Raw genomic sequence first — 20,731 nt, 5'->3', positions numbered from 1 at the left:
AAAGAGCGTATTTCCGCTCCTTTTTTATCTTTATATGATTGAATTTATTGACTTCCTTCAGGCAACTTAATTGGATCAAATTTTTCAAATGAATCAATTTTTATACTCACAACTGTATCCAATTTTTCTTTATCCGCACTAGATTTCTTATCTGTATTACGTTCACTTACATTTATAATTGTACGCATCTCTTCAAATTTATAATCTTTTGTTATGATATATTCAACAGTGAACGCATCCATATTAAATCCGTCCGTTAATTTTTTCATATCTCCATTAATTTTCTGTAATGTATCTACTGCTTCTTTCCCCTTTAAGTCAAGTGTAAGCTTATATGTATCTCCATCCTTCTTTGCTTTCATTTTTTTAGCTAAATCTTCCGGTAAATCTAACTCATTAAGTAAATTTTTACTTACCATTACGTCATCAACATTAAATTGATCATTAGGTATTGTAACTAACTCTCCTGTACCAGGGTCTTTCACTTGAACAGCGACCTTTCCATCTACTTCGTACGTTACAATATCTGTTCCACTTATTTTCATTTCAGCTCTAGAATTCTTTCGTTTCGGCTCCATTTGAATGTTCATTTTAATCTCTTCTGATTGGCTGTTCCCCTTCATTGACATAAGAGACGTTAAAGTGAGAAAATCCTCTAGTTTAAAATTATCACCTGCTTTTTTAAAAATATCTTTCGCTACTAATTCATTTTCTTTTTGTACAGCGACTGGTTTCGTAACATTCGTTTTCTCACTACTACAACCCGTTGTCAAACCTACTATTAACGCCAAACTAGATGCTACAATCATTTTCTTCATAATGATCCTCCCCATTCCCTATTAGAAATAATTACACTTCATATATAGTAAATGAAATGAATTAATATAAAAACAAATACAATACTTATTTCACTTCCAAACTAAACCAATTGTTAAATCCATATACTAACGTAACTAACGCTCCTATAACACCAAAAACAACTATATTTATACCCATTGAAGAACCAAATACAACAGCCATTATTGACACAATCATGAATAAAATGGCGATACTATTTATCTTAATTTCTACTATATCGCCATCCTTTACTTTCTTTTCTTTACTCCCAAAAAAGAATTGTTTTACTTTTATATTTACTTCATCTCCCTCAAAAGGAAGCGTATATTCTTCATTATTTTCAAGTTTCATTACTACTTCATTATCTACCTTTACAGCAACTCTTGCTGCTCCTCCTATCATTCCCGTTGCCCTTACTACTTTAATACTCATGCTAAATCCCCCCTGCTTCAACGCCTTGTGACTCTATTTTCCCTAGTAGCTCTTCATATTTTTGCATCTCTTCTTGCGCATTATTCCAGCTCTCACCGTAAATATGAGTTAACTTTCTTGTTGTTATTTCAATTATAAAAGAGCTATCTCCATTTTGAAGTAATACATACGTTCTTGTATCCTCTTTATATATTTTCATAGGAGTTGCTTTTTTTAACTTCTCCCCGGCTGGTTGTCCTACTTTTTCTAACATAACCGGTACATAACTTTTCTCTATAGCTCCCTCGATTGTACTTCCATTCCAATCACCTTTTCTTAATACGTATAATACAGTTACTACTTCTAACTTATCGAATGATTCTTTTTTATCTTTGAGCGCTTTATCTTGTTGCTCTACAATAATATCCTTCGTTTCTTGACTCATTTGTGGCGTCGTATTCACCGCATTTGTATTATTTAAGTTATACAATTTTCCAACTTTAAATATAAAGGAGATCGATAAAACGACAATTAAACAAATATACCATTTATTATATTTTGGTGATTCAATATCTGAATAGGATTGAATCTTTTTATGTTCAGCTGATGATAAAGCTGGTTCTTTCACTGCTGCAGCAACCTCTTGCTGCCCCTCATACACAGTTCCTTTACTCCAAAACCCTTCTAATTGTGCTTCCAGTTCCTCTTTTGATAGTTTCGCAGTCGGAATAGTAGTAGCCTCTTCTTTTTTAACTGTACTCTCCATATTGGAAATTTCACGATTTCGAATGATTTTATTTCTTTTCACATTGTATTCAGCATCAAAGGGGGTTCCTAATCCTACTTCTTTATGAATCCGTCCTTTTATAATAGATGAAATGCTATACATCATAAAAATAACTATATACACGGAACCGGCATACCAACCTGTTAAATATACAGGGAGGATTATCCAACCTAAAAGGCTTAAAATAACTAAAATATAATGCAATTTAAGATTCCTCTTACTTGCAAACGAAAATATTTTACAAAACTTAGAAAAAGCATTCCAAAATGTATACGTAAAACTTGCCATAAAAGCACAATACTTATTTTTCGTTCCGATTGTATCTCTATAAATTTTGTAGGCACCTTCATGATTCGGCTCTAATCGTATTGCAGTTTCAGCTAGCATTCTTGCTTTTTTAAAATTCCCTTTTTCTCTTGCTACATTTGCAAAAGAGACTAGATTTGTTACATTTTCCGGATTCAGCTCTAAAGCACGTTTTTCCGCCTTTATACCCTCTTCTATTCGTTTCGGATAATAACTCAAAAGAATAAAAGCATATCTTCCTACATACATATCATTTTCAGGTTCTAATTCTATCGCTTTGTTATAGTAAGTAATACCTTTATTTAGCGATTCGGTATGTATTTTTGCCTCGCCCACATAAAAGTAATATACGCCTTCTTCCGGATAATTTTTTATCCCTATTTCTGCTATCTCTTTTAATCTCTCAAAATTTTCTTGCGCATAAAAAATATCTAACGCTGTTAACAAAACATTTTCATCTAAGTGATCTATTTTTAGTGCTTCTTCTAAATATTTACTCGCTTCATCAATTTGACGAAAACCAAAGTAGTACACATGACTTAAACAAATATAACCAGTAGCATCTTCTGGATCTTCTTTAATCATCCATTCCGCTTCTTCTTTTGCAAGCTCAACATCACCAAGTTTCAATAAGTGCGAGATTCTCCTAAGTTGCTCTTCCATCTATTCCTTTCCCTCCAATCTAATATCATTTATTTCAATTGGTGTTCTTCCATATACTCTAATACTTTGTCAAAATCTTTATTTACATCACTAAACGTTGCATAATTTTTTGCGGTTGAGAACCAGTCTAAAGTTGTCGGTTGCCTTTTTTTCATTGCTGTTAATAAATCTTCATTGGATAATGGTTGTAACTGTCCTGTTTCAAATGAACGCTGAATAGCTTCATTAATAGCATCTTCCACTAAATACGTTAAATCGGCCCCTGAAAAATGCTCTGCATACTTCGAGACAAAATCTAACTGCAATTCCATTCTCGGTTTATCCTTTGTTTTCAACTCTAGTATTGTCAATCTTTCCTCGTTATTTGGTGGTGCCACAAAAACAAGTGAATTAAAACGGCCTGGTCGTCGTAACGCTGGATCAATATACCATGGTGTATTTGTTGCCCCAATTATATACACACCCTCATTAAAAGAATTGCTTCCGTCCATCTCCACTAGCAATTGATTAACTAGCGTTCTTTGATGATGAGCCCCCATCTTCTGTCTATTCCCGCCATATGCGTCTAATTCATCTATAAATAAAATACAAGGCTTTGTTTTTCTTGCCTCTTCGAACACTTCATGTAAATTTTTCTCTGCTTCTCCTGACCACATCGAGAGTATTGCTTGCAACTCTAAATGAATAAAATTAGCGTTTATCTCACCTGCAACTGCTCTCGCTAAAAATGTCTTACCACATCCAGGCGGCCCATAAAATAATAAACTGCCTCCTACTTTCTTACCGAAAGCTTGAAAATACTCTGGATTGTTAATCGGCATAATAAAGTCCATATTGATTTTCTTTTTAATATCTTCCATTCCGCCAACATCATCAAAAGTTATTTTACTCTCTTCCACTTCAACCATTTGATTTTTTTCTCTATCAAAAGAAATCACTTTAATTTTCTCTCGATATTTCTCCATGTCGTTCATTCTTGTATTTATCCCCCTATAAAACCCTTTAATTTAGAATACATGTATCACTATTGCTGTAAAACCTTAAACAAAATATTCCAAAAAAATTATAACAAAGTTCTACAGAATCTTTTGTCAAATTTTGTCACACGACAAAAAAGAGACCCTTACCTATAGTAAGAGCCTCTTCGAACATTATTTCGGTTGTAAAGTTAACACTTTCCCTTCTATTTCATCCGTATTCAATGTAGTCGTATGATACGTTCCGTTTACCCAATCATCTATTTGATCATGATACCAATCGCTTCTAAAATGTCCTGATTGTCCTGGCCCTACGATATGATAACCGTTTGACATATCTTTCGTATCAATCACGAATCGCCAAGAAGCTCCATGATTGACAATACCGTTATCTCCGTAACTCGCTGCTTGAACGGTAACTTGGCTTCCGCCAATTGGAACTGGTTTTTCACGATTAAATGCAAGTAACGCTAACATACTAGATGATTTTGAAATTGGATGTGTGAACGCCAGTTGATGGTAATCGCCCCACTTCCACTCCGCAACATCAGGGCCATATTCCTTCTGTAGTTTATTCATTACATTTTCGTACGATGTATGCACAACTTTCGTGAAGCCTCCGTACTTCGTAAACCAAGCGCTATTTTCTCCCGCTACTTCTTTTCGAATCAATTCATCAACAACTTGTGACTTCCCTTCAAATAACTCAATCACATCTTTCGGTATTTCTTTTGAAAATAACGTATTTGAAATCTCTTTCATTAACAAATGGAATATTAATGGTGCTGCTTCATCTTTACTATCGTAAAAATTCCACTTTGTTAATTGTTTTACGCCTTCTTTCTCTACTTCATTTAACGATGCTTTATTTAACTCTTTTAAAAATATAGGGGCAAATTCTTTCCCGTATAAATTTTTTTGATCCATCTGTAACTCTTCTAAATCTTTCACCGTATACTTTTCTTTCTCTTGTAAAAATTCTTGAATACGCATTTGTCTATATGGCTGCGCCCACGTATTACTAATATGGTACGGATAATTATCATCCACAATTTTATTATTCGCAGTTGAAATAAACCCTTGTTTTGGATTTATTACTTTTGGCAGTTGATCATATGGGATATACCCTTCCCATTCATATTCATCTGTCCACCCTGGCACTGGCAAACTCCCATCACCTTTTTTACGCACTGGTATATTTCCATTTGCTTTATACGCAATTGTGCCGTCATTTGATGCAAATACAAAGTTTTGAGTTGGTGTATGAAAATCTTGAAGTGCCGTTTCAAACTCATTCCAATCTTTCGCTTTATTCATATTTAATACAGCCTTTAATTCAGCAGAAGGCTCCAAAGCAGTCCATTTCAAAGCGAATACTGTTTTCGTTTTCTCTTTTCCTTTATCCGCAAACTCTGAAATGACTGGACCATGCCTCGTAACCGTCACATTATACGGAATTGTTTTCCCGCCTTTTACTTTAATAGATTCATCAACAACTTTAGCTTTTTCCCATTTATCGTTATATAAAAATTCATTTTCATTATTAGGATTTCGCTTCTCAATATATAAATCTTGCACATCAGGACCAGTATTCGTAACGCCCCATGCTATTTTGTCATTGTGACCTAATATAACACCTGGTACTCCTGCGAAAATAACACCACTCACATGTAAATCTTTCATTTCAAGTTTCGATTGATACCAAATAGAAGGCGTCGCAAGAGATAAATGAGGATCATCCGCTAAAATCGGCTTACCAGACGCACTCTTCTCACCGCTTATGACCCAGTTATTGCTACCATTAAACTCTGGCGGAATAATTGTTTTTGCAAAACTTTGTGCTACGTCCACATTTGTATTCTTCAGTTCAGCTAGCAATCTAGGTGCATCTTCCGGATATGTAGGAAATAGCTCATTTGCTTGCTCTTTCGGTAAATTTTTCAGCGCCCAATATCGAAATGCCTGTCCGTGCCAATGTCCGCCTAAGTCAAACGCCATATACTTTCCAATCGTTAACGTATCAACAATGGACCATTCAGTAGGCTCATATCCTAATATAGTAAACTCAACCGGCAATTTCTTTTCCTCTTTCGCCTCGCGTATAAAAGCGTTCACCCCATCAGCAAATGACTGCAGGGCATATTTCGCTTCCCCGTCATATTGACTAACAGACGCTTCGGCTGCTCGCCGTAAACCGAGCGTTCGAAACAACTTATCTCGATCAACAGCTGCTTCCCCTACAACTTCACTCAACATCCCAGAAGCTTGCCTTCTACTTAAATCCATTTGAAACAAACGATCTTGCGCTTGTACATACCCTTGCGAAAAATATAAATCATGTGCATTTTCCGCTTTAATATGCGGTACCCCTTTACTATCCCGTTTTACCTGAACAGCATGTTGTAAATCCTCTAGCTTTATCGTCCCATCTATCTTTGGCACAGAACTTAGCGTATATATGTTCAAAAAAATCACTGTACAAATAAATAACAAAAGAACGATACTACTAGACCAAATAAAAATTCTCTTACCTCTAGTTCGTTTCTTCTTTATAACGACTTCCATATAACCCCTCCTTTCTCAAACAATTCGCTTTTATTTAAAGAAGAACCTTTTAGAAAAGTTGAAAAACCTATACTTTCTCATACTATGGATCATACAAACTACATACCTCTCTCTTATGTACGCCTTCCTTTCTTTCAATGAAGTCTACTCGCCCTCTCTTACACCAATTCCTCAAAATCCCCTTCACATAAGCGAGCGTTCGCTTATTATGTTCAAATGCAATTTTAAGCGCCTCTATTACTGTCTTTCCTGAAATTTTTTGTATCCACTCTTTCAATTCTTTCACGATATACGGAGATAGACTACTTATATGTTGTTCGTAAAACTTATAAACTTCACTATGCGAAGTATCCCCTTCTATCTCTTCTTCCTTCTCCTCAGTAACTTCTTGTAAACTACTATTGTCCTCTTCTGCCGGCATATCAAAATGCTGCAACAACAATGGAATCTTCCATTCTTCTTCAAGACATTTACGTAAAAACGTATGTATGAACTCTTTATTTTTCACAGTCTTTAATTCCCGTAACACACACTTTTCTACATTCGTATTTAAAATAGGGTTATAGTGTAGCCAATTTAGTATGTATAACTCTTTCGTTTCCGCATCGTATAAAATCTTTCCATATGCAACAAATCTATTTAACAACTTCTCAACAGTTTCCATACTGTAGCCTGTTTCCAGTTCTGCCACACGCTTCGGTAATACGTAAATTCCACATTGCTTCGTTTTCGTACCAGTTAACAAGTATATGTAAAAATAACGCTCCTCTGGCGTTAAATCTAATATGAATTCATCTTGCCAAAAGTTCACCTGCACATTACGGTACACCGCCATATGTTTACCCCCTCCTTTTATTCATAAAAAGACAGCATTCAACCCTTCAATATACATATAGGAATGAGCGCTTTGTTTTTGCATTTGAATTCCAAATTTTTTTAACTACTACAACGCCGGTTTTATTTTTTCGCGCTTTTTTGTTCTTGTAGTTGTTTTTGTTTTGTTTTTTCTTAGTGATTTATTACTTGGTAGGTGCTTATGAGGGGCTTGGAAGGGGCTTCATAGGGGCTAAAATAAAAAAGGAGCTGTTCCAAATTTTCATTTTGGATAGCTCCTTTAAAGTCTTTATTATTTTTTCTTGCATCAATACAACCTTCTACATACCATTCATTTATTTCTGCATAGAGTCTAACATCTTCACTAAAAAGGCAGCTGTTGTACCTTTAGAATTAAACTCATTATTTCCAACACCAGTAACTACCTGTAAGCTGCATAATCGTTGAACATGCTGTTTGTATGTGATTAAATGTTGATTTGTAAAGTGTTCCATATTTCTTTATAGTCATCGACGCACTATATTGAATAGCTCTTGGCTTTTCAACCGGCTTCATTTCGCGAGTAGAACCATCATTTCGACCGTCTACATGTTCAAAAGCCCTTTCAATGTTTGAAATAACTTCATCTTCCGCTACTTGACCTGTTTTCGCTTCTTTCATTTTATGTAACTCTTCTGTTTCATCATGTTTATGTTTATATTCTTCTAAGAGAATTTTCTCATTCTCTGATACTTCCACTTCATTAATTTGCATGTGATCTGGAGTTTCTAGATTGAAATTAGAATAACTTAATCCGCTCGTTCCACGTTCCCCTTGTGCGATACGAAGCTAATCCGTTTGAAGGTTTTTACTCCCTTCTGCTGATATTGCTAAAGGTGCACTCCCTAACATTACTAAACTTGTTGATAGTGCCATTACTCTTTTTTTTATGATTGTATTCATTGCTGTAATCGATATCTACACTGTTCGTGCAGTATCTCAACCTCCCTTTATATTCTCATTAGTGAAAAACTATGAATCTACTATGTACTTTTAACAAAACTTTCATCACCTATGTATATTCACCCTTTTATACATACTTTCATTTTATCCCCAGCAGGTGAATGATAGTTTCTATAAAATTCCTTAACAGACATTATTTTATAACCAATTGCAATTGCCGTCAAAAGCACTTCCCCTCATACACACTACTACTCTCAAAAATAGATGAGGATACCTTTTACTGATTTTCTTCAACAAGAAGAATCTTTATAATTTTTCATAACTACTATCATGGTAGTTTTGTCGTTATAAGGAAAGATAATATTTAACTTAAAGACATCACCCTTCAATAAAACGCAGTGTACAATGAGAATGGTAATCGGTTAGATCTTTTGCAAACTGTTGATTCGGAAACCCTCTGTGAAGCAATCTCAAGCCGCCTGAAGTTAAGGATATATGATGATGTAACCGATAAAATAACATCCTGTTGGGATCAAGAGTATCATTCTTTAAATATCGATAATAATCCCCAAATCGAAACTGTAAAAAACTGTGCTCATGCTCAATATCAAAGAACTTTGCTCCTTCGATATCAATCAAATAAGGTTCTAGTTTGTCATTAATTAATACATGATCAGGGCCTAGTTCCCCATGTATAAATCCATATCGATTTCTTGGCTCAATTTTTGATTCAAGCTCGTACAATGTATCGAGTAGCTTGCTATGACTTGCCTTGATGCTGTCAATATGTTGGGATGCATAATCTAAATCTTTTTTTGCATGCTTCGTTTGCAAGTGATGACATTTTTTCGTGTTGATTCCACTTTGATTCACTTTCCCATGAGTATTTCTCTCATTGGCATGCATGCCTGTCAGCATATCTCCTAACCGCTGAAACACTTTATCTTTTACATATGAATCGGAATTTTGAAAATACACTTCTGCCTTTTGTCCATTTACATATTCAACGAGAGCATAATCATAAGAATAACGGTTTCTTTCCTTATTCAGATCATATAGAATGGGGGTTTGAATTCCCTGTTGAATTAAATACTTGTTATTTAATTCAAATAAATCACTACTATAGGATTGTTCATGTATATCTCCGTTTGCTATTTCTTCTTGAAAATAATTCATGGTAAGATCCCACACATACAGAACGCTGGAAAATCCATTGCTGCAGTCAATCTTATAGACTACCTTTTGTGCACCGCCATGCATTTTCGTTACATTAGAAACCAAATAACTGGTACCAAATACCTTTTGCATATACTCCTGTAAATCAGATTGATCAAGGTGACAAGTGTTTCCCAATGAATAACACCCCTTTTATATAGTTTTGCTGTCAACCAAACTATATAAAAAATCCAACCCAAAATATAGACTGTTTATTTATAATTTGTTATGATGTTGAATGAGGTCTCGATAAAATTGTAATGTATAAATCCATTGGAACTCCAATGGATTTTTTTGATGAAATCATTCTTACTTCTCAAATAACACGCCACGTAAAACCTTATAATGGATTACAATGAATGAATCCATACGTTCTTCAACCCTTGTTCTTTTCGCTAACTTTACCTTTCTTTTTAATTGATCATTATTGCCCGTCAGTTTAAGTAAATAACCTTCACAATCTCAATGATATATTCAAACTCGAATCATCTAATGACTTGAAAAATAGTTAAAATATTAAAACAAATAGTACGAATTTATGAGATAATACGTTAAAGGGGATGAACTGATTGTTACATACGATGGTTTATGATAAAGCGAAGTACCATTATGAAGGTAATTTTCCTGAGGACTTACCAATCGATCAAGCTTTTGTACATACTGGTATGTTTTTAGGATGGATAATTGAACATCATTTATGTAGTGAAGAATTTGAAGAAGAGTCTCAAGACGAAATTAACCAGTTTAAACTTAGACAAATGACTGGCACAGAAATTTATATGAATTGGGATGGCGTTTTGGCAGACGACATGTTAAATGATGAGGGCAACCAATTCGCCATGTATTACTTTAATAATGATGAGGAATGGAAGTATATAATTGATTACTCAGACGTTTTTATAGATGAAGAAACTCTCTACCATGTGCAAGATACTTGGGAAAACTATTTCAAATTAAAAGAAGTTATTGATAATAGCTATAATTTTTGGAAAGACAACTTACAAAATAAGTAATTATAACAAGTCGATTTCTTATGTTAATAAGGAATCGACTTTCTTATTATCTAATTTGCTGATTAACACCTCACCCAAAGATCATTTTACTAACGATACTATTATCGATATCGAATTATCTATAACGGAACGTTCTGGACGTGATTTCATTAACACTGTTAATCCAATTAAGGACGTGACTAATGTTTGCGCTACTGCTTTAGCGTTCAAATCATTTTGCAGTTCTCCTGATCGAATTCCTTTCGTAATTAATTCTTGAAAAATAACTGCAAGATACATTTGATGCTCTCTAGTCAGTACTTCAAATTTTTCATTATGAGGAGCAAGTTCAACCATTGTGTTAATACAAAAACAACCTTTACTGAACTCTTTTTTATATTCCTCTTCCACTATATTTTCAAAAAACGTCCGAATTGCTTCTTTTACAGATTGTTCGTTTTGAAGTTTTGTTCGTATATTAGCCGCATGTAAATTTGTGTATCTCCTTAATGCCGCTTCAAATAACCCCTCTTTATCACCAAAGGCTGAATATAAACTCGGCTTTTGTATTTCCATTTTAGCAGTTAAATCGCTTAATGAGGTAGCTGCGTATCCCTTCTCCCAAAAAAGTTGCATAGCAGCATCCAAAGCTTTTTCTTCATCAAATTCGCGTAGTCGTGCCATTTAAAACATTCTCCTTTCTACATCTAGTTATTAAGATTACACATCACCATTTGTGTACCAATCAGTATAGTATATATCGTATTAAATTATAAACGATGTGTCAAAAAATCACATTAAATTCAAAATAAACTTGACATATATGTTTCTTCAAGATTATATTTTACTTATAAAATAACATACCGTTCGGTACGTTATTTTTAACAATACAAAAAGGAGCTGATTTTATGAATAGTAAAGAAAAAATGATGACCATTCGAAAACATACTCACACTCATATACATTCACCTGTTCATGCAACAATGTCTCGTTATATGACTCTATTATTCGCAATAGCTTGCGGAATGGCTGTGGCAAATATATATTTCGCTCATCCACTTCTTGATTCTTTATCAAATGAATTTAAGATTAGTCATTCAACTATCGGTATTGTAATTACTATTACTCAAGTTTGTTATGCACTTGGATTACTTTTATTCGTTCCACTTGGTGAATTATTAAACCAAAAGAAAATAATAATTGTCCAAATGCTTTTATCCGTTATCGCTTTAATTATAATTGGAGTCGCCCCCTCAACCATCGTACTTTTTATAGGTATGGCCTTAGTAGGAATTCTTGCAACTGTTACGCAAACACTTGTCGCATATGCATCAATTTTAGCTAATCCAGCAGAACGTGGACGCATAGTAGGTTTCGTTACAAGTGGCGTTGTAATAGGTATACTCCTTGCTCGTACATTTGCAGGCACATTAACAGATTTAGCTGGATGGCGATCCGTTTATCTCACCTCTGCTATCCTTTTACTCTGCGTAACTTTTTTGTTACACCGAAATTTACCTACTCTTGAACATAAAAAAGTGACAACTCTATCTTACCGAAAATTAATATACTCTGTTTTCTTATTATTTATAGAAGAACGACTTTTACGCATTCGCGGAATATTAGCATTGCTTATTTTTACTTCATTCAGTATTTTATGGACTTCTTTAGTATTGCCCCTAAGTGCTACACCACATAATCTTTCACATACAGCTATTGGTGCGTTCGGTCTTGCTGGAGTGGCGGGTGCATTAGCTGCTACTAAAGCTGGACAATTAGCTGATAATGGTTTAGGCCAAAGAACAACTGGCATAGCCTTATTATTATTAGTACTTTCATGGCTCCTAATTAAATCTATTAACCACTCTCTATTGTTACTAGTTTTCGGCATTATCCTTCTAGATTTAGCTGTGCAAGCTGTACATGTCACCAATCAAAGTATACTGTTCACAGTGCGTCCCGAAGCAAGAAGTCGACTCACTGCCAGTTACATGATTTTTTATTCCATCGGTAGTGCAACAGGTGCCATTCTTTCAACAAATATGTATGCAAAATATGGTTGGGATGGAGTATGTATATTAGGTGTATCTGTTAGTGCTTGCGCTCTTTTATTTTGGATAATAACCTTACGGCGATCATCACAGCTGAACGAAGAATAATTCACTTATGATTAATACGTGTTTTTCTACAAGACTATAAGATAGCATTTACTTTTTAACACAAATCAACGGCATTTTCATATAAAAAATGCCGTTGATTCACAATTTCATGATAAGGAATCCTATACTATCGAAATACATCTATTACGAATTCCCTTTAACGTTTTCGACAATCTCATTTATCGTATTTCGATCAAACTTATCACTAATTTCGTATGTATCACGATCTCTTACTAATTGCACCCCTACGATATCGTTGCGATCCTTACCATATTGCACTTCTATAATAGACCCACGCTCTATTTGTTTCCAAACGAGACCTGCTTCATCTTTATTATCTAAAATAATACAGTCCGCAATATTTTCATCAATCCCTACTAACTTGTTGTCATCTATAAACCCAACCTCGTATTGTTGACGTTCTTTCGCTTTACTGCTTACTAATATACCTTTGCTACCATATGAGTAATCCATATAATCCTTTTTCTCAGATTGTACCGCTTTCGTCTCTTGTGCTTTAGTTTTTTCAGCGTTCCCACAACCCATGATAAGACTAATTGGCATCACCGTAGTTAGTACTACTCTAGTAAATTTCTTTATCATTTATAAGCAACTCCCCATACTTACATTTAAATTCCGTTTATCAATTTATTAAAACATAACATGATATAAAATAGGCAAAGCCAACGATAAAATATTCGTTGCATTCCCACACTTTAATTAAGGACCAGGCCATTTAAACCTAGTCCTACATAACTTTATCTTTGCTTCACATACTGAATTGTATTGAATGAAGTCTCATTAAATAATCGCAAGTTTTCTCCATCATAATCTTGAACTTTATATGCTATTTTCTTTTTTTGAATTGTATCTTCTACACCGTCTACTAAACGTTTATTGAGATGTAAATAGATTGTAAAAGCTTCCTTATCATATTCCCAAGTTCCTTCAATATAATTCTTTTTATTTGGATACTCACCTTTACCATACGTTTCAAATGTCTTATCACCTTTTAGAATGAGTGACATAATGAAACCGTCTGTTCCTTTGAATCCCCAATTACCGATTAATTCCGTACCATCTTTCACATTCTTCATAACATTATCCGTATTAATTCCAGCTTTCTTATCTAACTCTTTCAAATCTTTCACAGATACTGTACCATCACCGATTTTAATATCCCCTTCAAGATCTTTGAATGCCTTAAGCCAGTAGATATCTCCTTCTTTCACTAACTTTTCGGATTTCTCGATTAACTCTTTATCAGTTTTATCGCCTTTTTCTCTTTTTTCTTTTCGGGTGAATACTTCATTTATTAAAGAAAAAGACTCTCTAAAATAACCAATTGCTTTTTCAAAATCCTTTTGTTGATTTACATACTCTGCAGGGGGATCTATCGACTCGAATTTATCTAACATTTTATTTAATTCTTTCACACTATCTACTACATCTGATTTCTTTTTCTTACCGTCAAAAACCTCTCTTGTAATATTGTTATGCTCCGCAAACAACTTATCAAACTCTACCCCTAATTTATACACTTTATTAGGATAGTCTTCCTTTGAAACCTTTTCTTTCTTACTATTAGACTTCGATTCTTTTACTTTAGACTCTTCCGTTTTCTCCTGTTTAGAAGTGTTCGTTTTCTCAGACACTCCACAACCAAATAACAACATGACCGGAACTGCTACCCCTAGTAATTTCTTTGCATTCATGACTGATTTCTCCTTTTACTTGAATAAGTTACTCTTACTATATCCATCCTCTTTTTTTATCTTGTAATTAAAGTTACAATCGCAATAACTCCTAAAATCGGTCCCCAATATTCCATTTTTATAAAAAATAGTGAGTGCTTTTTGTTAAACATAACTTTTTCACCAGTTTCGGCATCTATATAAACTTTCCCATTTGGCTTATTAATATATTTTCCTAAATACCAAGACATAACCCCTGATATAATAAACATTACCGCCATTGGCCAACTATGGTCTTGAAAATATGTAGCGTCCCCCGTTATAGATCCAAAGATAACCTTACCCAAAAGAGTATTAATAATTACAATAATTGCGACTAAAAAACCCCAACCAGACCAAATAATCATCTATTTCTCCTCCTAAAGCGCACCACTTTGTACCTTATGTTAATTTGAACTGCAAACGAAAACATTAAAGAAACCGAATATTCAGACGTAAACAATTATATTTATCCTACATTCGATTCTAACTTTAGTGTTCTAAATGCAAATGAACCAGACATAATTTGTAATATTGTTGGAATAAGTAAAAAGAATAATGACATAAATAACATAACTATAGGAATCACAATCATACAAACTCCATAAACTTTATTATTAACCTTGTTTACTAAACATGATAAAATAAGCAACCCTATTTGAACCGTTAAAATAATAGAATAATAAGCTAAAAGTTCATAATCAAAACCTTCCATAATATTAAACGCTACAACTATTAATAGTATGGAAATAATAATTCCTATAATGCCACCAATTAAACCTAGTACGAATTCAAGCGTTCTTTTCAATTCAATCCCCCTTTTATGAGCCACTAACAACTTGTATATTTTTCCCATTCACCATCATACCAAATATTTATTGAAAAAACTATACATACTTTCATTCTTCCTTACCTTACAGCGACCTTCTTACCATTATAGATAGCTTGTTGCGGTTACAAAATTAAAACCTTCACAATTACTAACTGGTTTCGATACCTTTAGAAAGTGGACATACCTCTTGAATACAATTAGTATTAACATAAGAAATATGAAAGACTGAAAAAGGCTCTTACATGAAGGAAGGAAGTGCACAGCTATGGATTTTAAAACAGTTATGCAAGAACTTGAAGCTCTAAGTAAGGAACGAACGAAAAAAATATACATATCTAACGGCGCCCACGAGCCAGTTTTTGGCGTAGCTACAGGTGCCATGAAACCAATCGCTAAAAAAATAAAATTAAATCAAGAATTAGCTGAAGAACTTTATGCCACAGGCAACTACGATGCTATGTACTTTGCAGGCATTATTGCCGACCCAAAAGCTATGAGTGAATCGGATTTTAATCGTTGGATGGATGGCGCATATTTTTATATGCTATCTGATTATGTTGTAGCAGTAACTTTATCGGAGTCAAATATTGCACAAGACGTTGCTGATCAATGGATTGCAAGTGGGGACGAGCTTAAAATGTCTGCAGGCTGGAGTTGCTACTGTTGGCTTTTAGGAAATCGCAAAGACAATGAGTTTTCCGAAAGTAAAATTTCCGATATGCTTGAAATGGTGAAAGATACAATTCATCATTCTCCAGAACGAACAAAATCTGCTATGAATAATTTCCTAAACACAGTGGCAATTTCATATGTACCACTACATGAAAAAGCAGTCCAAACTGCAAAAGAAGTTGGTATAGTTGAAGTCAAACGTGATAATAAAAAAAGCAGTTTGCTACATGCTACAGAGAGTATTCAGAAAGAACTTGATAGAGGAAGACTTGGTTTCAAACGTAAGTATGTAAGATGTTAAACAAATTCATATCTGGGTGTCAATTCGAGAAAGATTGACACCTTTTTCATTTAGGTTATATAATCCCCGCATTTACTTTTAACTTATATTAAAAAATAATATCCTGATAACCTACTTCCATTATCTTTTCATTTAATAAACGAACTCCTACACCATTTTCTATATCCCACATACAATTAAATGTAATTCCAACCTCTCGTCCTTCCGTAATATCTGCATACGGAACAACAATACCATCTAAACTGATCATCTCTAGTATTTGATCAGTTGTTTCAACTAATGGATAATTTTCTCGCACTCCAATACCATATCCTAATTCACATCGCCTTTGTTTGTAATAGTCTAATATAGACTGTAATAAACTTATTTGTACCTCTTCCCAATTTTTTATTAATGATTGATACGCTACATACTGCCCTTCATCAAACATCCCATCTTCTTCACCATCTATCATCAAATCAATCTCAGTTACATTACCTATAAAAGTTATAGGCATACACTTAGCCCAAGCATAAGTATATTCAATCTCTCCAAAAACTGAATCGTTCACTCTCATTTACCCGTCATTCCTCTCACACTTATTACTAAGGTATCCCTACCTATTGTTAACTTCCATCAACACTTAACACTTGAAATACTCTTTCAAAAACACATAAAACGTTGGCCAACTCTCCTTTAATTCTCCATTTAAAAGTAATTCATCTCCACCTTCAAAATTTACTGAGTGAACCATTTCCTTCTACTCCTATAGGAATCGTATATAGTCCCTTAATAACTCGTGATTAAGTCTTCGCCTTCATATCTAGGATCTTTCTCCACTTTACCATCTTTTGTTTTGATGACTTTTAGTCTACCTAACCACTCTGCTCCGTTATATGTCTCTTCACTTACCCATACATTATGCTTTTTACCGTCTACCTCAACTACTAATGTTGGGTGTGTAAATATGAATTCCTCCTCTACATGCCTACCTACTATTTCTGCATGTAATGATGTACCTTCTTCAACTAATTTACTATTTTGATACCCTTCGATAATAGGTAATCCAATAAATACAAAGAATATCAGCCCAAATACGGTCACTTTCTTCTTTGTACTCCATTTATTCTTTTCTTTCAATTCCTTCTGTCTCGCTTCTCTTTCTTCGCGTTCATCCAAACTCTCATTTAAAGCGTCTTCCCATGCCTTAATTTCCGCTTCGATTTCTGCTTCAGCTCTTGCTAATTTTTCTAGTTGTTCATCGGTTGCTACCATCTCATATGAGTTATCTCCAACCACACGAATTTCAGCACCATTTTCTTTTACTTTCCGCAAGTCTTTTTCTGTACAATCAAACTCTCGAATGATTTCCCCTTGTGTGTTTACAAGTCTAACGTAAATGTTTTTTTTCTCCTTCTTCTTAAACATCTAAACTCCCCCTTATTTGTTTCCTATCATAGATAACCCTACTGCAATTAAGAGAAAGAAAACGATAATAAGGAAAGTCTTCCCTTTGCTTAATTGTGTTGTACAACCTTCCAAGACAGCCCATATAAGAATTGGAAAAAGAAGAATACCTAGGAGAATATCGACCAACTTGTTGCTACTCTTCTTTAGTGGTTTTTCTTCTTCTACTATCGGTTTTATCCGAACAGCTTCTTTTCTTATTTGTTTCGGCTTCTTTTTCTTGCGTCTATGATTCACCCAACATACCCCTTTTAGAATAACTTTTTACAACTATAAAAATACCATCTATTATTATCTACACTTATTCACTAAAACTCCCTATTTCTTCTTTCCAAAAACATCCTTCCGTTAAAGCAACTGCATCAATTTTTCGAAGTGCATTAGAAATCCACTCCACCAAACCTTTAGGTATATTTTTTTCAATATAAGCCTTTATTCCATTGGCAGCCTTTACTTCTTTTATAAATTCCACATAGACAAGTAAAGATTCTGCAAACTTCTCTATCGTACTATTTATAAGAACGACTTTATTTTCATTGTCATAATCTATATATACGAGTTGTGATTTAGATTCATCAATACAGATTGGATTTCCACTACCAGTAAATCCAAAGTATATAAACTTATCATACATCGTACCTAATTCATTTTGTATCTCGCTCAACCTTATCCCGCCACCGTTATCCGCAGATTCAAATGTAAGAAATGGAGGAGCAGATTCGGGAAAACCTGCTTTAATTAAGAAGTCTTTCGTTTCTTTCGAGAATGAAAACGAGTGAATGATTTTTTCATTATAATGAATTAAACCGTATATTTCTTCATTCCAATTCACTAAAAAATCTTGTGGTGAGATCATTTTATCCTCCTGCATATCATATTATTATCTCTGCTCCATTTTTAAATTACTTATCAACTCAACTAGGGAATTAGAAAGAAACTCTTTTTCTTCTGTTTCAAAGTTTTCTATTAATACTTCTCCTGTTTCATTGTCAAAAATGATAGCCCTATCTTCCGGAGAGACAAATCCTATCTGTATATACCTAAATTCTCTCCCTTCACTCTCCTCATACCGTTTCATTATTTGAATAAATTCTACTATAAATTTATTCGGTTCCACAGGTTCAAGGACAACTAATTTTGTACCGTAAAAGCCTTGTATGTCTAAGAACCAATAAGAATTAAAGTATTCTTTTATCGCATCGTGAATATTTACACTCAGTTCTTTCTCAATTTCTATAAAATTATCTATCTTATTTTTCTCAAGAGGTTTCCAATATACATATCCTTCTTCATCTGGATTACTTAAATATAATAAAGGATCCACTTCTGCATCCCACGGTACTTTAGGATACGTTCCATATTTTTTCTCCCATACATTCATAAGTGCTTTAAAATACCGATCTAACGCTTTTTTTATTTCCATGTTTTACCCTTCCCACTAACACCTAATAAGATTTCATTTCCTACTGAATTATTAATAAATGAAAAATAATTGGATTTCATATCCCACCTTCATACTAATAATAAAGTTATATAGCGATTCTTATTACTTTTTCACTACAAATCTCTTCAATTGATCCTGCCTTATTTACACGTATTCTCTCGATTAAAGTCAAATGCTGCTTCAACACCATTTTTTAGTAATTTTTGTAATAACGTATCTAATCCTGCTTCGAAATAACATTGGATTTCTTCTTTATATAACGGTAATAGGGTATGAAAATAAACCGGCCAGTCACCCTCTATTCCTTTACCATCTTCACGAAATTCCATTTTTAATGCCCCTGAACACTGTGGAATTGGTGGCACAATCATAACACCAGAAAATTCCGTCTCTTTACTATATGGATGAATTGACGCATTGCAATCTTCCTTACCTTCATCTAATTGATTCGGAAATATAAGCCATTGCTCTAATCCATATTCCCTTGTCGTTTCTCCAAATTCTTGTAAAAGACGCAAAGGCCAACTGTATTTCGAACTCGCCAAAGCGGTTAATGAAACATCCCAATCCTTCGGTAGATGCATGACAAATTCTGAATAACCACTATCTACACTTGATGGAGCTGGCATACGGAAATAGCTATTCCGATATGTTACTACTGTATGGTAATCAACTATTTTATTTGGTCCAACATCATATAATTCTACATCGGTAATCCTTTTTGTATTTGCTTCTATATGATTCGTAATCAGTCCATAATGCTGCTGAATATGTGATTTAAAATCTTCTATTGAGGTTGGACGTATCACTGGGTTAGTTTCTATTTTTTGTTCATGATTTTTCTCATCGGATTCCCATACTAACTGAAAATTAAACCCCTTTAGTTCACTTTCCACAACACAATCTTTAAATTCATCTGATACGAATGTTTGTACAGATACAATTGGAAAATCCCCATATTTATGCTTTGTATTCAATGCACAAAAAATATGCTCCCCCCTAATTTTCTCTGTAATAAAAGCAAATTTATCAAATCCACCGAAATCATCAGGGTCCGCATTCTCATAATCAATACAATCTAATACATTTAATACATGTATTGCATAACATTCATATCGTTCATGAACAAGTGGAAGAATTTCAACTTTCCTTTTAATTAAATCAAATACTACTTCTATCGCTTTTTTTGTAAAAACAAGTGGTATTTCACTTAATAAATCTGATGGTTCCCCCTCATTTAAAAGTTTCATTTGCAATGGATTCCACGTATTAATTACTGATTGACCTTGAAAATAGTTATTAAAAATTTCTTGTCCTTCTTCATTCTCACACTCTAATTGATCATACTGTGAATTACTAATAATTTTCCATATTTTCATTATACTCCGCCTTTTACTCTATATAAAATACACATTTTCCCTGCCAACAACCATTTCTCATCTATTTTATCCTTTAATGCTTTTTATCGCCCACTGCTTATATGTATTTTTCATCCCACTATCTTCTTTACTATTTCCTTTTTACGATTTAACTTCTTCTAATCATGTAACTTATTTAAAAACTCCGTAAAATTATTAGCAATATAGAATACATTTTCTCTCGCTACTTCCTCTGC

Annotated in this window: 21 protein-coding genes and 3 pseudogenes; 3 read left to right on the top strand and 21 right to left on the bottom strand. The window is 33.9% G+C overall.

Annotated elements, in window-relative coordinates; all coding sequences use genetic code 11:
* Positions 1-44 precede the first annotated feature (44 nt).
* The 8 genes and pseudogenes from JDS82_RS19855 to JDS82_RS19820 all read right to left on the bottom strand — a co-directional run bounded on the left by JDS82_RS19855 (position 45) and on the right by JDS82_RS19820 (position 9,630).
* A complete protein-coding gene (locus JDS82_RS19855; protein ID WP_199713793.1) occupies positions 45-818 on the bottom strand; it encodes a DUF6612 family protein in 774 nt (257 codons plus the stop codon).
* An 85-nt stretch (positions 819-903) separates the two neighbouring features.
* Complete coding sequence (locus JDS82_RS19850) at positions 904-1,269, bottom strand: hypothetical protein (RefSeq protein WP_199713792.1); 366 nt, start codon at positions 1,267-1,269, stop codon at positions 904-906.
* A gap of 1 nt (position 1,270) precedes the next feature.
* Positions 1,271-3,004 carry a tetratricopeptide repeat protein gene (locus JDS82_RS19845; protein ID WP_199713791.1) on the bottom strand — a complete coding sequence of 578 codons (1,734 nt, stop codon included), beginning with the start codon at positions 3,002-3,004 and terminating at the stop codon, positions 1,271-1,273.
* A 29-nt stretch (positions 3,005-3,033) separates the two neighbouring features.
* Positions 3,034-3,978, bottom strand: a complete 945-nt coding sequence (locus JDS82_RS19840) for an ATP-binding protein (RefSeq protein ID WP_199713790.1) — start codon at positions 3,976-3,978, stop codon at positions 3,034-3,036.
* A gap of 177 nt (positions 3,979-4,155) precedes the next feature.
* Positions 4,156-6,546, bottom strand: coding sequence for a penicillin acylase family protein (locus tag JDS82_RS19835; protein ID WP_199713789.1), 2,391 nt, complete (start codon positions 6,544-6,546; stop codon positions 4,156-4,158).
* 82 nt (positions 6,547-6,628) lie between these two features.
* Positions 6,629-7,381: a DnaD domain-containing protein gene (locus JDS82_RS19830; protein ID WP_199713788.1), complete on the bottom strand. Its 753-nt coding sequence runs from the start codon at positions 7,379-7,381 to the stop codon at positions 6,629-6,631.
* A 482-nt stretch (positions 7,382-7,863) separates the two neighbouring features.
* Positions 7,864-8,202 (bottom strand): annotated as a pseudogene (locus JDS82_RS19825) (S-layer homology domain-containing protein); the annotation flags it as partial.
* Positions 8,203-8,700: 498 nt separating this feature from the next.
* Positions 8,701-9,630, bottom strand: a complete 930-nt coding sequence (locus JDS82_RS19820) for a phosphotransferase (RefSeq protein ID WP_098057557.1) — start codon at positions 9,628-9,630, stop codon at positions 8,701-8,703.
* Positions 9,631-10,106: 476 nt separating this feature from the next.
* Here JDS82_RS19820 and JDS82_RS19815 point away from each other — a divergent pair, with 476 nt between their 5' ends.
* A complete protein-coding gene (locus JDS82_RS19815; protein ID WP_000903405.1) occupies positions 10,107-10,550 on the top strand; it encodes a DUF7832 domain-containing protein in 444 nt (147 codons plus the stop codon).
* An 81-nt stretch (positions 10,551-10,631) separates the two neighbouring features.
* Here JDS82_RS19815 and JDS82_RS19810 read toward each other — a convergent pair whose 3' ends face one another.
* A complete protein-coding gene (locus JDS82_RS19810; protein ID WP_199713787.1) occupies positions 10,632-11,213 on the bottom strand; it encodes a TetR/AcrR family transcriptional regulator in 582 nt (193 codons plus the stop codon).
* 224 nt (positions 11,214-11,437) lie between these two features.
* Between JDS82_RS19810 and JDS82_RS19805 the strand changes: the two genes are divergently transcribed.
* Complete coding sequence (locus tag JDS82_RS19805; protein WP_199713786.1) at positions 11,438-12,688, top strand: MFS transporter; 1,251 nt, start codon at positions 11,438-11,440, stop codon at positions 12,686-12,688.
* Between the two features lie 144 nt (positions 12,689-12,832).
* Here the strand turns inward: JDS82_RS19805 and JDS82_RS19800 are convergent, their stop codons facing one another.
* From JDS82_RS19800 to JDS82_RS19785, 4 genes are all read right to left on the bottom strand, one after another.
* On the bottom strand, positions 12,833-13,291 hold the full coding sequence (locus JDS82_RS19800) for a hypothetical protein (RefSeq protein ID WP_199713785.1): 459 nt from the start codon (positions 13,289-13,291) through the stop codon (positions 12,833-12,835).
* A 155-nt stretch (positions 13,292-13,446) separates the two neighbouring features.
* Positions 13,447-14,403 (bottom strand): DUF3994 domain-containing protein, encoded by a 957-nt coding sequence (locus JDS82_RS19795; RefSeq protein WP_199713784.1) that lies wholly within the window; start codon positions 14,401-14,403, stop codon positions 13,447-13,449.
* Between the two features lie 56 nt (positions 14,404-14,459).
* Complete coding sequence (locus JDS82_RS19790) at positions 14,460-14,789, bottom strand: hypothetical protein (protein ID WP_000587857.1); 330 nt, start codon at positions 14,787-14,789, stop codon at positions 14,460-14,462.
* Positions 14,790-14,890: 101 nt separating this feature from the next.
* Positions 14,891-15,229, bottom strand: a complete 339-nt coding sequence (locus tag JDS82_RS19785) for a DUF4064 domain-containing protein (protein ID WP_063261426.1) — start codon at positions 15,227-15,229, stop codon at positions 14,891-14,893.
* A gap of 289 nt (positions 15,230-15,518) precedes the next feature.
* Between JDS82_RS19785 and JDS82_RS19780 the strand changes: the two genes are divergently transcribed.
* Positions 15,519-16,226 carry a DNA alkylation repair protein gene (locus JDS82_RS19780; RefSeq protein ID WP_199713783.1) on the top strand — a complete coding sequence of 236 codons (708 nt, stop codon included), beginning with the start codon at positions 15,519-15,521 and terminating at the stop codon, positions 16,224-16,226.
* 88 nt (positions 16,227-16,314) lie between these two features.
* On the opposite strand, the gene JDS82_RS19775 is transcribed toward JDS82_RS19780, so the two are convergent.
* From JDS82_RS19775 to JDS82_RS19740, 8 genes and pseudogenes are all read right to left on the bottom strand, one after another.
* Positions 16,315-16,782, bottom strand: a complete 468-nt coding sequence (locus JDS82_RS19775) for a DUF6985 domain-containing protein (RefSeq protein WP_064057455.1) — start codon at positions 16,780-16,782, stop codon at positions 16,315-16,317.
* A 66-nt stretch (positions 16,783-16,848) separates the two neighbouring features.
* Positions 16,849-16,962: pseudogene (locus JDS82_RS30205) on the bottom strand (SMI1/KNR4 family protein); the annotation flags it as partial.
* 32 nt (positions 16,963-16,994) lie between these two features.
* Positions 16,995-17,633, bottom strand: coding sequence for a hypothetical protein (locus tag JDS82_RS19765; RefSeq protein WP_000473561.1), 639 nt, complete (start codon positions 17,631-17,633; stop codon positions 16,995-16,997).
* A 12-nt stretch (positions 17,634-17,645) separates the two neighbouring features.
* The gene (locus JDS82_RS19760) at positions 17,646-17,909 is read right to left on the bottom strand and encodes a hypothetical protein (protein WP_001016550.1); all 264 of its coding nucleotides are present in this window, start codon (positions 17,907-17,909) and stop codon (positions 17,646-17,648) included.
* 64 nt (positions 17,910-17,973) lie between these two features.
* The gene (locus JDS82_RS19755; RefSeq protein WP_199713782.1) at positions 17,974-18,528 is read right to left on the bottom strand and encodes an SUKH-4 family immunity protein; all 555 of its coding nucleotides are present in this window, start codon (positions 18,526-18,528) and stop codon (positions 17,974-17,976) included.
* Positions 18,529-18,552: 24 nt separating this feature from the next.
* Positions 18,553-19,095: a SecY-interacting protein Syd gene (locus JDS82_RS19750; RefSeq protein WP_061672535.1), complete on the bottom strand. Its 543-nt coding sequence runs from the start codon at positions 19,093-19,095 to the stop codon at positions 18,553-18,555.
* Between the two features lie 161 nt (positions 19,096-19,256).
* The gene (locus JDS82_RS19745; protein ID WP_199713781.1) at positions 19,257-20,495 is read right to left on the bottom strand and encodes a suppressor of fused domain protein; all 1,239 of its coding nucleotides are present in this window, start codon (positions 20,493-20,495) and stop codon (positions 19,257-19,259) included.
* 158 nt (positions 20,496-20,653) lie between these two features.
* Positions 20,654-20,731 (bottom strand): annotated as a pseudogene (locus tag JDS82_RS19740) (SMI1/KNR4 family protein); the annotation flags it as partial.

It is taken from the genome of Bacillus cereus group sp. N14 (assembly GCF_016483555.1).
Lineage (GTDB): Bacteria > Bacillota > Bacilli > Bacillales > Bacillaceae_G > Bacillus_A > Bacillus_A wiedmannii.
Note: the sequence above shows the minus strand (reverse complement) of the source record. Positions and strands in the feature narration are given on the sequence as shown.